Source organism: Bradyrhizobium erythrophlei, from assembly GCF_900129425.1.
Classification (GTDB): domain Bacteria; phylum Pseudomonadota; class Alphaproteobacteria; order Rhizobiales; family Xanthobacteraceae; genus Bradyrhizobium; species Bradyrhizobium erythrophlei_C.
Genome location: NZ_LT670817.1, coordinates 1,319,676 through 1,334,461 on the forward strand (window position 1 = coordinate 1,319,676; position 14,786 = coordinate 1,334,461).

Genomic DNA, 14,786 nt, shown 5'->3' on the forward strand with positions numbered 1-14,786 from the left:
CCGCCCGGCCTGGAGCATTTCCAGCAAGGTCGAATCGTGATTGCCATCGTTGCCTCGTGGTTCGAGACGCGCGGCGTTGCCGCGCTGTGTCTCGTGTCCGGACGCGGTGCAGCGTTCTTCACGCTGCTCCGCAGAGCCGGGACCCACGGATACGGGTCCATCATGGACCCCGGATCAGCAGCGCACCGCCATAGCGCGTCGAAGACGCGCGTAACCGCGCTTATGGCGCTGCGCAGCGTCCGGGGCACGCCAAACCCTCATCCTGAGGAGCGCGCACCTGCGCGCGTCTCGAAGGATGAAGCGACCGAACTGAAAACGCTTCAGAGCCTCCGCACCAGGCCGGATGAAATCTCGCCGATGCTGCGGATGCCGAGCAGGGCCATGTCGCGATCGACTTCATCCCGCAGCAGCGTCAGCGCGCGCCGCACGCCGGCTTCGCCGCCGGCGACCGCCGCGTACAGCAGCGGCCGGCCGATGAAGACGAACTTGGCGCCGAGCGCCAGCGCCTTCAGCACGTCGGTGCCGCGCCGGATGCCGCCGTCCAGCATCACGGTCATGCCGCCTGCCTCGTCGGCGATCTCCGGCAGCGTGCGCAGCGCCGACACCGTGCCGTCGAGCTGGCGGCCGCCATGGTTGGAGACGATCACGCCGTCGACGCCGGATTCGCGCGCGATCTTCGCATCATCAGGCGCGATCAGGCCCTTGACCACGAGCTTGCCGTTCCAGCGCTTGCGGATCAGCTCGACATGCTTCCAGGCCAGCTGGTCGCGCTTGCCGATGTTGCGCATCAGGTTTTTGGCGAGCACCGGCGGTCCGCGCACCGCGTCCATGTTCTCGAAATGCGGCATGCCGTAATTCATCAGGGTGCGGGCCCAGGTGCCGAGCAGCCAGTCCGGATGCGTGACGGTGTCCCAGGCGACGCGCGGCGTGATCGCCAGCGGGACCTGGAAACCGTTGCGGATGTTGTTCTCGCGGTTGGGCGGCACCGGCACGTCGGCGGTGACGACAAAAGTGTCGTAGCCGGCGGCGGCGACCCGGTCGACCAGCGGCTCGATCCGCGACGCATCGCCCGCCAGATAGGCCTGATACCAGGCGGCCGGATTCTCGCGCCTGACATCCTCCAGCGTGATCAGGGAGGAGGCGCTGAGAATCATCGGCACATTCATCGCCGCCGCCGCGCGCGTCAGCACGATGTCGCCCCGGTAGGCGCACAGCGCGGCCGAGCCCATCGGCGGAATGCCGAACGGCGCCGCGTAGGTCTTGCCGAACAGTGTTGTCGCCTGCTCGCGGCCGGAGACGTCGTTCAGCACGCGCGGGACAAAACCGTATTCCTGAAAGGCGCGGCGATTGTCGGCCAAAGCGGCGTCGGTCTCGGTGGCCCCGGAGATGTAGCCATAGAGAAATTTCGGCAGCCGGCGCCGAGCCGTGGCCTCGAAATCATCGAGCGAAAGATAGCGTCGAAGCGCGCGCGGAACGCCGCTCTCGGCACGTTGCACTGTGGCTGGCGGGGAATTGATGGCGGCGGTTCGGTCATGCATTCGGCGAGCAATCCGTCTAAGAGGCCTTGGCGGCGATGGTCCGACAGGGGGATATGGCGGTCAACCTCTGCCGCCGCGTTTGACGCAAACTAATTCGCACTCGCCTGCTTCCGCGACGCAACAAAAACGCCGATCAGCACCAGCGCGAAACCGATGACGTGGAATAGCTGCGGCCGTTCGCCGAGAAACACGATGGCCATCGCGGCGCCGAACGCCGGCACCATATGAAAGAACGGCGCGGCGCGGTTGGCGCCGATCAAGTGGATGCCGCGATTGTAGCACAGGTACGCCACCGTCGAGGGAAACACCGCGACGTAAACCACCGACAGCAGGTTGGTCGTGTCCAGCTGCATCACCGGCCGCGTGCACAATTCCCAGATCAGCAGTGGAATCAAACTTGCCGCGCCGCAGCCGAACGTGAAACCCGCCAGCGACAGCGCGTGAATCTTCGGACGCTTCAAGGTCAGCACCGTATACAGCCCGAAAAACACCATCGCCGCGGTGAAGATGACGTCGCCCTTGTTGAACACGATGCTGGTGACTGCGGTGAGGTCGCCGTGCAGCAGGATCACCAGCACGCCGGTCAGCGACAATACAATTCCGCCGGCCTGCGCCAGTGTCAGCCGGACCCCGAGCAAAAGCAGCGACCATACCGCGACGAACAGCGGCCCGGCCGACTGCAGCAGCAGCGTGTTCAGCGCCTGGGTGTATTCGAGCGCCCAATATTGCAGGGCGTTGAAGACGCCGATGCCGGTGACGGACAACAGGACCATGGTGCCGAGGCGGGCGCGCAGCGCCCCCCAGTCGCGCAGCAGATGCTTCCACGCGAACGGAAGCACCATCAGAAACGCGATCGCCCAGCGCAGGAACGCCAGCGTCACCGGCGGAATATGCCCGGCGGCGAGGCGGCCGACGATGGCGTTGCCGGCCCAGCACAGCGCGGCGATCGAGAGCAGCAGATAGGGCTGGTTGGCGAGCCAGCCGCCGGAGGTTGTGGCCCCGGAGGTTTGATCGGAAGCAGACATTAGGCGGTCGTCTTGGCCCGGGTTCAATGGCGCCGCGGCCCGTCCGGTGCTTTGGCACCAGCGGAAGCTCTGCCCGGCCGCCTCACAGACACGGATTTTCGGCGCGCATCAATGGCGCAGGATGCATCGCGACCATGCATGGGCCGGCTCGTCCACGGGGCGCGGCATGATTCGGACCCGGCGCCGGCCGGTGCCATCGTCCCGACACAGATTTTTAGGGGATATCAATGGGTTGGGGCCCTCCCAATCCGGTCCCGAAGCCCCGTTCCTGCTTGCGTCGCTAGCCCGCTTCCGTTATCCGATTGTATGCCTCGCATGCGAGCGCCCCGGCCGTGATTTAGGGCTGGGCGCATGATCCGGAAAAGCAGGCAGCGATTTTCCGAACCGATCATGCTTGAACCAGGATAGTTGCAGAGGGAATACCCGCGAATGGCCAATGTTGTCGTCGTCGGCGCCCAATGGGGCGACGAAGGGAAGGGCAAGATCGTCGACTGGTTGTCGGAGCAGGCTGACATCGTCGTGCGCTTCCAGGGCGGCCACAATGCCGGCCATACGCTGGTCATCAACGGCGAAACCTACAAGCTGGCGCTGTTGCCGTCGGGCGTGCTGCGGCCCTCCAAGCTCGCGGTGATCGGCAACGGCGTGGTGTTCGATCCGCAGGCGTTCCTCGATGAGGTGACGAAACTGAGGGGGCAGGGCGTCGCCATCAGCCCGGAAAATCTGCGGGTCGCCGAGAACGTCACGCTGATCCTGCCCCTGCATCGCGATCTCGATTCGATCCGCGAATCCAGCAACGCCATCACCGCGATCGGCACCACGCGGCGCGGGATCGGGCCGGCCTATGAGGACAAGGTCGGCCGCCGCGCGATCCGGCTGATGGACCTCGCCGATCTCGATACGCTGCCGCACAAGATCGACCGCCTGCTGGCGCATCACAACGCGCTGCGCCGCGGGCTCAATCTGGAAGAGATCGACGGCGCGGGAATCATGAAGGAGCTGAGAGCGCTGGCGCCGCAGCTTCTGCCTTACGCCGAAACGGTGTGGCGGCTGCTCGACCTGAAGCGCCGCGAGGGCAAGCGTATTCTGTTCGAGGGCGCGCAGGGCGCGCTGCTCGACGTCGACCACGGCACCTATCCCTACGTCACCTCGTCCAACACCGTGGCGGCGCAGGCGGCGACCGGCACCGGCATGGGCCCGGGCGCGGTCGGCTATGTGCTCGGCATCTGCAAGGCCTATACGACGCGGGTCGGCCAGGGCCCGTTCCCGACCGAACTGCATGATGCGATCGGCGAGGAAATCGGCCGCCGCGGCAAGGAATTCGGCGTCAACACCGGGCGCAAGCGGCGCTGCGGCTGGTTCGACGCCATGCTGGTGCGCCAGACGGTGCGGACCTGCGGCATCAACGGCCTGGCGCTGACCAAGCTCGATATTCTCGACGGCTTCGACACCATCGAGGTCTGCGTCGGCTATACTCTGGACGGCAAGGAAATCGACCATCTGCCGGCCGGCGAGGGCGCGCAGGCCCGGATCAAGCCGGTCTACGAGACCATCGAGGGCTGGAAGGAGCCGACCGCCAATGCCCGTTCCTGGGCGGATCTGCCGGCCCAGGCCATCAAATATGTCCGCCGGGTCGAGGAACTGGTGGGTTGCCCAATCGCCTTGCTTTCCACCAGCCCGGAACGCGAGGATACTATTCTGGTCCAGAACCCGTTCGAGGCTTAACGAGATGTTACCGGAAAGCCCGCATTGTTGAGTCGAAATGGCTGATTACTACCCGCTGATTGCCCGCGCCATATCCGGCCTGGACCCCAGTGCCCCCGGCGAGAGCCGCCGCGCGCTTTATGAGCGGGCGCGCGCGGCGCTGATCGCGCAGTTGCGCAGCGTACAGCCGCCGTTGAGCGAATCCGAAATCACCCGCGAGCGGCTGTCGCTGGAAGAGGCCGTGCGCAAAGTCGAGTCCGAAGCCGCCCAGCGCGCCCGGGACGCCACGCGCTCCGGGGACGCCACGCGCTCCGGGGACGCTGCGCGCTCCGGGGACGGCTCGCGCCCAACCGGCGCCCGCGCCGGCGACGCGTTCCGCGCCACGACCCGTCCCGCTTCGCGGCCGGCCGAGCCGGCGCCGCCATCTTCAGCCCAGCCATCTTCAGCACAGCCGCCCCCGCCGCAGCCTCCGACAGCCCAGCCGCCGCGTCCGCGCCAGCCTTCGCCGCCACCGCCGCCGCCGTCGCGCACCGAGCGGCCGCCGCTCGGCCAGGAGGATCGCTCGCCGCGCAACCTTCGCGCCGACCCGGTGCCGATGCAGGATCCGCAGCTGCCGCCGACCCGTGAACGGTCAGGCGCGCCGCGCCGCGGTCCCGACAACAGTGCCCCGCAGGCCCCGCCGCCGCCGGGCGTGCGCGGCTTCCGTGACATCGCCGCCGACGCCGACGATCTCGGCCGCGCCGCGGCGCAGGCCAGCCGCTCGGCGCGGAAAACCTACGCCAACGTGCCGTCGCCCTCGCCGGAATTCGACCGGCTCGAGCCGAGCATGGAAAACCGTGGCGCCGATCCCGACGCGCCGTATTCCTACGACGAGTCCGTCGAGGAGGCCGAGCGCTACGCGCAGTCGCAACAGCCGGCGCCGCGCCCGCGCCTCGGCCCCGACCGCGCGCCGAAAAAGCGTATCCGGGCCGGCACGGTATTTCCGTTCAAGAGCGCGATCGCGATCGGCATCGTACTTATCCTGGTGGGCGCCTCGATCCTGTGGGGCAAGTCGGTGGTGACGGCCGTCAGCGGCCTGTTCAAGCCGTCGCAGACGGTGGTGGAAGCGCCAAAGGACGCCTCGCCGCTGTCGAAGCCGAAGATACCCGATCGGGTCGGCCAGCCGTCGTCGACGGATCAGGTCGCGCCGGTGGCGCAGCGCGTGGTGCTGTATGACGAGGATCCGTCCGATCCCAAGGGCAAGCAATATGTCGGCTCGGTGATCTGGCGCACCGAACAGATCAAGGGCGCCGCCGGCCAGCCGCCCGATCTCGCCGTGCGCGCCGACATCGAGATTCCCGACCGCAAGTTCAAGATGACGATGTCGTTCCGCCGCAACACCGACACCTCGCTGCCCGCCAGCCACACCGCGGAACTGACGTTCATCCTGCCGCCGGATTTCGCCGGCGGCGGCATCAGCAACGTGCCGGGCATCCTGATGAAATCCAACGAGCAGGCGCGCGGCACGCCCTTGGCGGGACTCGCGGTCAAGGTCACCGACGGCTTCTTCCTGATCGGGCTGTCGAACGTCGATTCCGACCGCTCGCGCAACATCCAGCTTCTGAAGGAGCGCTCCTGGTTCGACGTGCCGCTGGTCTATGTCAACCAGCGCCGCGCCATCATCGCCATCGAAAAAGGCGCCCCCGGCGAACGCGCCTTCAACGACGCCTTCGCGGCGTGGGGGGAGTAGGGCGGGCGGCGAGGGATCTCCTGCGTCCGCGATTTCGTTCAGCTGATAAGTTTGCGGATTAAAGGAGACTGAGGCCGGGATCACAATGAAGCTCAAACGGGGGACGTTTGCAGCGACGTTCTTTCTGGCCTGCCTTGCGGCGATGGAATTAGAGGGTGTGGGCTGGATGAAATCTAGCTACTGCAATTCGCAGTTTGCGCCCACGAATTTTGTGGTGTCCATATCGTACCGATCTTTATCATCGTATTTTACGAGTTGACAAAGCGCATGCACTTTGGCCCCAGCGCTAGGATTCATCGTGAGAATTTGGTCACCCCATTTCTTTGCATCAAAGATTAGAACTGCGGGCCAAACTGGTTGAAGGATAACGACTATCAAATATTCTTTTTTATCTTTCTCGACTAGGCGACTAACCCTCAGAAAAGGATTGTCAATTTTAACCCAACTGCCAACATAGGCATCTGTGCCGATAGACCCCATTGAATAGTTCATGCGGGCCAGCTCATTTGGCCCGAATGGCAGCAAGAGGCGGCCACTTTTCTTTGCCTTCTGCACCTCGTCCTCGGTAACCCACGGTTCTGGCGGTAATGGCGGCGGCGGTGTGGGTGTGGTGATCGATGACGGTAGCGGCTTCGCGGGCCGGGGCAGCGCTGGCGCGGAAACTTTGGAGACCTGTGCGCCCCAATGGGCTGCATCAAGCGACCAGATTGTAACTATTGTGGTCACTACAAATAGCCAGAAGAAGGCTAAGAGCGGGCGCGCACTGTCACTACTTGGGGTCGGACGGCCCCCTGTCGCTAACTCCAATTTCCACTTATGACGCGCCGCGTATTCAAGGGATGTCAGGACGACGATCCCGGCTCCGATCAAGAGCCACGTTTGGATTGAAAGCCATCCATAGGTCATGGCGATAACCTGATGGGCCTTCGGAAAGTTCTTGGCGATATTTTCGGGAATAAACTGGGAGACAAATGTATCCCAAGTCGCAATCGCACCCCAGATCGCAAAAATGGCTTTGGGGACCGGACGGCCAAGAATGTCCAAAAAGGCGTTGGCCCGATCCTGAATGGCAACCATGGAATCCCCCTGCGGCACTCTAGCCGAAGGGCAGCAATTCCTGAAACTATAGGTAGTGGATAACCGCCTGTATTCACTTTCGGACCCGGTGGCGTTTGCGGCGGATAGCCATCGTCAGCTCAGATTCGTCGCCATCGAAGCTCGCGATCATGGCGTGAAGCATTGCATCGGGATCGAGCTTTTCGAGATTTAGCGTTTGGCCTGCCCGATCGGCCAACAAGGCGAAGAACGCCAATTGCGTGCGACCATGGTAGAGTTTTCGTAGGGGTGAGGATCCTCCGACGCGTCGCACATGCGGTGGTGATTCAGGCTTTGCGGTGGGCGCGGATGATCGCCTTGCGATATTCCTCGGCGGACAGGCCCTTGCTGGTGGCCTCCGCGGCGCGATCTTTCATCGCCGGCTTCAAGTGAATACCTTCAATCGCGCTGATCTTTGCGAAGCCGGTACGACCAACGATGAAGCCGGTTTTGCTGCTTTTTCCGGTCGAGCGCTTTTGCGTTGGCATGTCTAAAACCTGGCATATTTTTCCGCCGTTTGCCATGCCGTGCCGGCTAGCTGTCGTCGGAGCCGACGCTGCGGGAATGTCTGATCCCGGACGCTTTCGGGTCAGCGCCAACAGTTGACGCCGTTCGCGCAGTAGCGAAACTGGCAGCGGGGCCAAAGACGGGAGGAGCTGGATGAAGCGGTATGTGATCTTTGCAGTACTGGCGCCGCTGCTCGGCGGATTTTGTCTGCTGCTGACGACCACCTGGCTGTCGGGATACTGGAATGAGTTCAATACCGCCCAGGTCACAAAGCTGCTCGCGGTGTTCGTCAAGACGCTGCAGTACAGCTACCTGTTCGGGATCCTGCCGACCCTGATGATCGCGGCGTTGGACGATATTCTCTGGCATATCCGGCGGATTCACCCGGTGGCGCGCATGCTGATCCTCGGTGTGATCTCGTTCTTCGCGGCGGAATTCCTCTACGGCTCCCGGGGGCCGGACAGCGGCGTCACCCAGTTCATCCTTTACGGGCTGGTCGGCTTTGTCCCGGCGACGGTGTCGTCGTGGCTGGCGCATGAGGCGATCGACGAGCCTGCGAAGGCGTGAGCGCGGCGCCTGTGCCGTCCGTGGCTGGATTTGCGCGTCATGGCGAATTTTTGCTCCGGCCGGGTCATCTGGTTGGCTCAGGTGATTTGCCCGTCAGGCGGTTTGTGGAGGCGGCTGTCCAGCCCCTTTTGAAAAAATATTCTGATTTTCCGAAGACCCAAATCAGTTGTATGTCTCTTGCGTCCCGTCCCACTCAGAGGGGCGGCTCGCGACGTCACGGACGCGGGGCGGGATGCGGTGGACGCGGCGGCGCGCTTGACGGGCGTTGCTTGCAGCGGACGGCGAAGACGTGTGGTCCTGACGCCCCGACGCTGGCGTCAAGTTTGCGGATTAATCCGCGTAACGACGGTGGCAAGAAAGCCGATCACCGGGGAGAGCACGGTATAAGCCGTAAACCATTGCGTGCGGGAATGTCGGGTGATTTCCGATGGCTCGCTGTGAATACTCGTGTGCATACTTACTACCCATAGCGCACACGAGGCTGCGGGTGCATCGGGCGCCCGGCATTCCCCACGCCCTCTGTTCTCAGGGCGGATGTTTTTGGCAAACCTCGGGCGCATCGCGCCGCGAGATCGCGAAAGTGTGTCTGAGATTGGCTGTCTGAAAATTAAATCTGCGCACGCGCGTACGCGTCACCTCTCCCCTTGTGGGAGAGGTCGGATCGCATCGTTAGATGCGATCCGGGTGAGGGGTTACGGACTATCGATAGACCGCAACCCCTCACCCCAACCCTAGAGAGCGAGCTTCGCTCGTCTCGATCCCACAAGGGGAGAGGGAGCTCACCGCCGTCGCTGAAACGCTGATGGTTCACTTCAGATGAATTGCTTCGCGAAGCTTATCAGCGGGCACGCATTCAACGCGACGACGGCCTCATACCCTGCCGTCGACCACCACCTCGATCAGCTTCGCGCCGCGCCGCCGGGTGACGGAGTATGACGACTTCTTAATGTGGAGGCCAATCTCTCTTGCTGACCCGAAGCAAATCCCGACGCCGTGATTTACGGATGGTACGTTATGACGCAACTTGCGCCGGCTTCAGGCGTTACCCATTTCATGACCATGTCGAACGACGAAATTCTTTTCACCCGGCCCGCGCGTCCCGGGAAAACCTCACGCGCGACGTTTCGTGGGCCGGAGGCGCGTGGCCCGATCATCGATCAGGAAGGACGCGAAATCCCCGCGGAATCGCTCGGTCCGCAGGTCAACGGTTTCCGGTTCGAGTTCGGCCGTTCCGGCGCCAATCCGTTCGGCAATCTTACCCGCGAACAGCGGCTGGCGCGGCTCGATGCGCTGGCGAGACTTCTGGATGTCGCCTTCGTGCTGCCCGGCAGCAATATCCGCTACGGCATCGACGGCATCATCGGGTTGATCCCGGTGGTCGGCGACATCATCGCGGCCGCGCTCTCATTGTGGCTGGTGCGCGAGGCGCGCGCCCTCGGCGCGCCCTGGCATGTCACCGCAAGGATGCTCGGCAATGTCGCGATCCAAGGCGTAGTCGGAGCGGTGCCGGTCGCCGGCGACGCGTTCGACGTGCTATTCCGCGCCAACATGCGCAACGTGCGCTTGTTGCGGCGCTGGATCGAAAGGCAGCCGGTTTAATCAGGCGGCGTCGGCGTCGGCCTTGTCGGTGGCGGGCGCGGGCTCCGGCGCACGGGGGCGGCGCGGCAGCGGAAAATCCTGGCTTTCGTACAGCGTGCGAATGCCGCTCTGATCGAAGCGGGCTTCATCGACCTGCAGATAGGCGCCGTTCAGCGAGTCCGCCGGCAATTCCTCGATCGCGAATTGCACCGCGGCAGCCGCGGTGTCGAAACGGCGATACGCGAAACCCGCCCGCTTCTTCTTGCGGATCGCGGCGGGGAATAGTTCGGCGGCAGTGTTGTAGCTGAAGGAAGCCATGGTCAGTGACCTTATCTTTTTAGTGAGAACGCGAACGAACTCGCGATCGGATCGTACGGGCTTGCCGATGCGGCAGGCCGGCACACGTCATTTCAGGACAGACCTTAATATAAGCTCGTTTGACGGAAATGCGACTCTTGACGGGTCTGATAATGAATCCGCCGGTTCCGACCGCAGGTCTGGAATAAAGCCCGCTATTTCAAGAGCTTGCGAACATTAAAGTTTGCCGAGCAGCAGCAGGATGATCAGCACGATCAGAATAACTCCGCCAAGGCCCATGCCGGAATGGCCCATGCCGTAGCCGTAGCCGCCGAACCGGCCGCTGAAGCCGCCCAAGAGGTAAATGATCACGATGATGATCAGTATCGTTCCGAGCGACATGGCATATCCCCCACGGCAGCCGGCGAATGGAAATCCGCCGCTCCGCCCCGGGATCAAAGCACATCCGGGCCTTTGGTTCCAGCGAAGGAACCGAAAGCCTTGGAAGCAGAGAGTTCGTCATTCCGGGGCGATGCAATGCATCGAACCTCAGATGTGCAATTGCACATCGGGGAATCTCGAGATTCCGGGTCTGGTGCTAAACGCACCATCCCGGAATGACGGCTTCCCGGAATCTCGAGGTTCCGGGTCTGGTGCTGACGCACCACCCGGAATGACGGCTATTTGGGGCTCGGCCTATTTATTTCGGCTGCAACTTCAGCGCCGCCGAGTTGATGCAGTAGCGCAGGCCGGTCGGGCCGGGGCCATCATCGAAGACGTGGCCGAGATGGCCGCTGCACTTCGAGCACAGCACTTCGGTCCGGACCATGCCGTGGCTGACGTCGCGCTCCTCGTCGACATGGCTCTCGCCGGCCGGCGCGGTAAAGCTCGGCCAGCCGCAGCCGGAATCGAACTTGGCGTCGGATTCAAACAGCGTCTGGCCGCAGCCGGCGCAGATATAGGTGCCGGGCCGTTGCTCATGCTCGTATTCGCCGGAGAACGGCCGCTCGGTCGCCTTCTCGCGCAGCACCGCATACTGCATCGGCGTCAATTCCTTGCGCCACTCGGCCTCGCTCTTCTCGACCTTGCCTTGCATCGTCTTGGTGTCGGACATGGAGTCTCCTTGCAATTGATCCGGCCGTCAGTTGGTGACCTTTGCGCTGTTCACCAGCGTCGGCTTCTCGGTGTAGTTCTCGGCGAAGATCTTCTTGAGGTTCTCGACCTTCGGAATGTCGTTATAGGCGATATAGGGCTGGCTCGGGTGCAGCGTCAGATAGTCCTGATGATAGGCCTCCGCCGGATAAAACCCCTCGAGCGGCCCGACCTTGGTGACGATCGGCTTCTTGTAGACTTTGGCGGCGTTGAGCTGCGCGATGTAGGCGTCCGCGACCTTCTTCTGCTCGTCGCTGGTGGTGAAGATCGCCGAGCGATATTGCGTGCCGGTGTCCGGTCCCTGCCGGTTCAACTGCGTCGGATCGTGCGCGACCGAGAAGAAGATCTGCAGAATCTTGCCGTAGCTGATCTTCTTCGGGTCGTATTTGATCTGCACGGACTCGGCGTGTCCCGTCGAACCGGTAGAGACGGTGTCGTAGTCGGCGGTGCCCTTGCTGCCGCCGGCATAGCCGGACACCGCATTGACCACACCGGACGTATGCTGGAACACACCCTGCACGCCCCAGAAACAGCCACCAGCGACGACCACGGTCTGCAGCCCATCGGAGGCTTGAACGTCCTGGGCGGGGGCAGGGATGATCACGGCTTCTTCCGCGGCACGCGACGGCACGATCGCGAATGCAGTAATCGCCAGCGCGCCGATGGCGGCGGCGCAAAGCGACAGGCGGCTGAATTGGCTACGGGACATGGGGCTTCCTCTGGGGTCAGCGGATTGAAAGACAGTCTAGGACAGGGGCGGCGGTTCGGAAACGGCCTCGGCTCGCCCGATGTCCCAAGATACGCGGCACGAGGGGTATTGTTACAGCCGGACACACACGAGTTCGTGAATAAAAGCGCCGTTCAGCCGAGGCGTCCCGTCGTTGAGACGCGGCTACACCACCACGCTCAGCCGCTTCGCCGCGCGGGTGATGCCGGTGTAGAGCCAGCGTGCGCGGCTGTCCTGGAACGCAAAACTCTCGTCGAACAGTACCACGTCGTCCCATTGCGAGCCCTGCGACTTGTGCACCGTGAGCACGTAGCCATAGTCGAACTCGTCATAGGGCTTGCGCTGCTCCCACGGGATGGTCTCGATGGCGCCGCCGAAGCAGTCGCCGCGAACCGAGACCTTCGTGACCTTGTGGCCGAAGTCCTCGTCGGGCGACAGCCGCATGGTGATGATCTTCGATTTCGACGCCGCGCGCGACTTCACCCGCCACAGCCCGCCGTTGAACAGGCCCTTCTTGCGGTTGTTGCGCAGGCACACCAGCTTGTCGCCGGCGACCGGCAAGGGATCCTCGATATTCTGCTTTTGCCGCACCCGCATGTTGTAGGAGCGTCGCGTGTTGTTACGGCCGACCAGGACCTGGTCGGCGCTCATCACCCGGTCGGGATCGAGTTCGCTGCGCGATACCACTTCGCTTTCGCCATAGCGGCCGATGTCGAGTTCGCGGCCCTCGCGCACGTCCATCGACATTCGCACGATCGGATCGTCCTGGGCCTGGCGATGCACTTCGGTCAGCATCGCGTCGGGTTCGCAGTCGGTGAAGAAGCCGCCGCCCTGGATCGGCGGCAATTGCGCGGGGTCGCCGAGCACCAACAGCGGACATTCGAACGACATCAGGTCGCGGCCGAGTTCGGCGTCCACCATCGAGCATTCGTCGATCACGATCAGTTTTGCTTTCGATGCGGGCGCGTCGTCCCACAGTTCAAAACTCGGCTGCTCGACGCCGGATTCGCGCGCGCGGTAGATCAGCGAATGAATCGTCGAGGCGTTGTCGCAGCCCTTGTTGCGCATCACCAGCGCGGCCTTGCCGGTGAAGGCCGCGAATTTCACCTCGCCGTCGACGCCGTCGGCGATATGCCGCGCCAGCGTGGTCTTGCCGGTGCCGGCATAGCCGAACAGCCGGAACACCGGCGGCGTGCCGTTCTTGCCGGGCTTTGCCTTCAGCCAGTCGGCAACGGCCTTCAGCGCGGAATCCTGATGCGGCGTGAAAGTGGGCATGGGGTCTCGATGAAAGACAGAGCGGGCAGCAAGGGGCGACCGCGACTCACGGACAGCAAAACTAGCTATTCGCGCCGTCAACGCAAGCCGCCTTCCGCCGCGCGGAATTGGCCAAGGCTGGACTCGGCTTACGCGGGGCATACACTGCTCAGAATAACAAGTCGCTCCCGGGGAGGCGTCATGAAATTCGGCATCTTTTATGAGCTGCAATTGCCGCGCCCATGGGAGGCCGGCGATGAACTCAGGCTGTATCAGGACGCGCTGACGCAACTGGAGACCGCCGACCGGCTCGGCTACGACCATGCCTGGGTGGTCGAGCATCATTTCCTGGAAGAATATTCGCATTCGCCGTCGCCGGAATCGTTTCTCGCCGCAGCCTCCCAGCGCACCAGAAACATCCGCCTCGGTCACGGCATTTTCCAGCTCACCACCAATCACCCCGCCCGCGTCGCCGAGCGCGTCGCGGTGCTCGATCTCCTCAGCAACGGCCGCTGCGAATTCGGCATGGGCGAGAGCGCCTCGATCACCGAACTGACGCCGTTCGGCCGCGGCATGGAGACCAAGAAGGAAGTATTCGAGGAAGCCGTCCGCGCCATCTTTCCGATGTTCAAAGAAGGCGGCAGCGAGCATCACGGCAAGTATTTCGACATTCCCTTGCGCAATGTGGTGCCGAAACCCGTTCAGAAGCCGCATCCGCCGCTGTGGATGGCGTGTTCGCAATTGCCGACCATCGAGCGCGCCGGCCAGAACGGTTTTGGCGCGCTCGGTTTCCAGTTCGTCAGCGCCGACGCCGCGCATGCCTGGGTGCATGCCTATTACAATGCGATGACAAAACGGCTGAAGAAGCTCGCCGACTACGAGATCAATCCGAACATGGCGCTGGTGTCGTTTTTCATGTGCGCAAAAACCGACGAGGAGGCCCGCGCGCGTGCCGACGGCGCGACCTTCTTCCAGTTCGCGCTGCGCTTCTACGGCGCCTCACAGAACCGCCAGCGCCCGGCGCCGGGCACCGTCAACATGTGGGACGAATACAACAGGTGGAAGCGCGAAAATCCGGAGGCCCAGGAGGCGGCGCTGCGCGGCGGCCTGATCGGATCGCCCGAAACCATCGCGAAGAAGCTGCGGCGGTTCAGGAGTTCGCACATCGACCAGGTGATCCTGCTCAACCAGGCCGGCAAGAACAGCCACGAGCACATCTGCGACTCCCTTGAATTGTTTGCCAGGGAAGTGATGCCGGAATTCCGCAACGATCCCGAGCACGACGCATGGAAGGCTGGCGTGATGAGCGGGGCGATCCAGCTCGAGGAGATCGACACCGAGGCTTTTGGAGATCGCTACGGCAAGCTGGCGGTCAGCGTCGCGCCGCCAAAGCCGGCGATCACGGCGGCGGGATAGTCTTGCTGGACGGAAGGTTTTTGAACCCTCACGCGAGATGACGCGCGCGTGATGCAGCGTTCGGCCGGCGAAGGACTTCGTTTCGCCAGCCCGGACCCCTGGAAGAATCTTTCACCACGCAAGCGGATTTCGTGACAGCAATCTTTTTTCTGCGCGGTCATTGGCGAAGGCCGCCGTCCGACCCACATCGAGCATTGTAC

At 63.3% G+C, this 14,786-nt stretch carries 15 protein-coding genes and 1 pseudogene; 6 read left to right on the top strand and 10 right to left on the bottom strand.

All coding sequences use genetic code 11. The annotated features are described in order from the left end of the window. Nucleotides 1–320: 320 nt before the first annotated feature. Both B5527_RS06260 and B5527_RS06265 read right to left on the bottom strand, forming a co-directional pair. On the bottom strand, nucleotides 321–1,538 hold the full coding sequence (locus B5527_RS06260; protein WP_079600514.1) for an alpha-hydroxy acid oxidase: 1,218 nt from the start codon (nucleotides 1,536–1,538) through the stop codon (nucleotides 321–323). 89 nt (nucleotides 1,539–1,627) lie between these two features. Further along, nucleotides 1,628–2,563, bottom strand: a complete 936-nt coding sequence (locus B5527_RS06265) for a DMT family transporter (protein WP_079600515.1) — start codon at nucleotides 2,561–2,563, stop codon at nucleotides 1,628–1,630. A 429-nt stretch (nucleotides 2,564–2,992) separates the two neighbouring features. Here B5527_RS06265 and B5527_RS06270 point away from each other — a divergent pair, with 429 nt between their 5' ends. The 3 genes and pseudogenes from B5527_RS06270 to B5527_RS46115 all read left to right on the top strand — a co-directional run. Next, entirely contained in the window at nucleotides 2,993–4,285 is a 1,293-nt protein-coding gene (locus B5527_RS06270) for an adenylosuccinate synthase (protein WP_079600516.1), read from the top strand. Between the two features lie 37 nt (nucleotides 4,286–4,322). Next, complete coding sequence (locus B5527_RS06275) at nucleotides 4,323–5,993, top strand: hypothetical protein (RefSeq protein WP_079600517.1); 1,671 nt, start codon at nucleotides 4,323–4,325, stop codon at nucleotides 5,991–5,993. Between the two features lie 67 nt (nucleotides 5,994–6,060). Beyond that, nucleotides 6,061–6,252 (top strand): annotated as a pseudogene (locus tag B5527_RS46115) (DUF6471 domain-containing protein); the annotation flags it as partial. Here the strand turns inward: B5527_RS46115 and B5527_RS43500 are convergent. From B5527_RS43500 to B5527_RS46120, 3 genes are all read right to left on the bottom strand, one after another. Continuing rightward, nucleotides 6,171–7,070 (bottom strand): hypothetical protein, encoded by a 900-nt coding sequence (locus tag B5527_RS43500; protein ID WP_154072050.1) that lies wholly within the window; start codon nucleotides 7,068–7,070, stop codon nucleotides 6,171–6,173. The pseudogene B5527_RS46115 and the gene B5527_RS43500 sit on opposite strands and share 82 nt — an antisense overlap. 73 nt (nucleotides 7,071–7,143) lie before the next feature. Next, entirely contained in the window at nucleotides 7,144–7,305 is a 162-nt protein-coding gene (locus B5527_RS43505) for a hypothetical protein (RefSeq protein WP_154072051.1), read from the bottom strand. Nucleotides 7,306–7,375: 70 nt separating this feature from the next. Further along, nucleotides 7,376–7,687: a hypothetical protein gene (locus B5527_RS46120; protein WP_245332519.1), complete on the bottom strand. Its 312-nt coding sequence runs from the start codon at nucleotides 7,685–7,687 to the stop codon at nucleotides 7,376–7,378. A gap of 61 nt (nucleotides 7,688–7,748) precedes the next feature. Between B5527_RS46120 and B5527_RS06285 the strand changes: the two genes are divergently transcribed. Together B5527_RS06285 and B5527_RS06290 are read left to right on the top strand one after the other, a co-directional pair. Next, nucleotides 7,749–8,162: a DUF5413 family protein gene (locus B5527_RS06285; protein WP_079600519.1), complete on the top strand. Its 414-nt coding sequence runs from the start codon at nucleotides 7,749–7,751 to the stop codon at nucleotides 8,160–8,162. Nucleotides 8,163–9,215: 1,053 nt separating this feature from the next. Then, the gene (locus B5527_RS06290; RefSeq protein WP_154072838.1) at nucleotides 9,216–9,761 is read left to right on the top strand and encodes a DUF4112 domain-containing protein; all 546 of its coding nucleotides are present in this window, start codon (nucleotides 9,216–9,218) and stop codon (nucleotides 9,759–9,761) included. Here the strand turns inward: B5527_RS06290 and B5527_RS06295 are convergent, their stop codons facing one another. From B5527_RS06295 to B5527_RS06315, 5 genes are all read right to left on the bottom strand, one after another. Then, nucleotides 9,762–10,058 (bottom strand): hypothetical protein, encoded by a 297-nt coding sequence (locus B5527_RS06295; RefSeq protein ID WP_079600520.1) that lies wholly within the window; start codon nucleotides 10,056–10,058, stop codon nucleotides 9,762–9,764. It lies immediately after the preceding gene. 216 nt (nucleotides 10,059–10,274) lie between these two features. Further along, complete coding sequence (locus B5527_RS06300) at nucleotides 10,275–10,439, bottom strand: DUF3309 family protein (protein ID WP_079600521.1); 165 nt, start codon at nucleotides 10,437–10,439, stop codon at nucleotides 10,275–10,277. A gap of 298 nt (nucleotides 10,440–10,737) precedes the next feature. Next, the gene (gene msrB / locus B5527_RS06305; RefSeq protein WP_079600522.1) at nucleotides 10,738–11,151 is read right to left on the bottom strand and encodes a peptide-methionine (R)-S-oxide reductase MsrB; all 414 of its coding nucleotides are present in this window, start codon (nucleotides 11,149–11,151) and stop codon (nucleotides 10,738–10,740) included. Nucleotides 11,152–11,178: 27 nt separating this feature from the next. After that, a complete protein-coding gene (gene msrA, locus B5527_RS06310; protein WP_079600523.1) occupies nucleotides 11,179–11,898 on the bottom strand; it encodes a peptide-methionine (S)-S-oxide reductase MsrA in 720 nt (239 codons plus the stop codon). 183 nt (nucleotides 11,899–12,081) lie between these two features. Beyond that, a complete protein-coding gene (locus tag B5527_RS06315) occupies nucleotides 12,082–13,191 on the bottom strand; it encodes an ATP-dependent DNA helicase (RefSeq protein ID WP_079600524.1) in 1,110 nt (369 codons plus the stop codon). A 180-nt stretch (nucleotides 13,192–13,371) separates the two neighbouring features. Here B5527_RS06315 and B5527_RS06320 point away from each other — a divergent pair, with 180 nt between their 5' ends. Continuing rightward, nucleotides 13,372–14,586, top strand: a complete 1,215-nt coding sequence (locus B5527_RS06320) for an LLM class flavin-dependent oxidoreductase (protein ID WP_079600525.1) — start codon at nucleotides 13,372–13,374, stop codon at nucleotides 14,584–14,586. Nucleotides 14,587–14,786 lie beyond the last annotated feature (200 nt).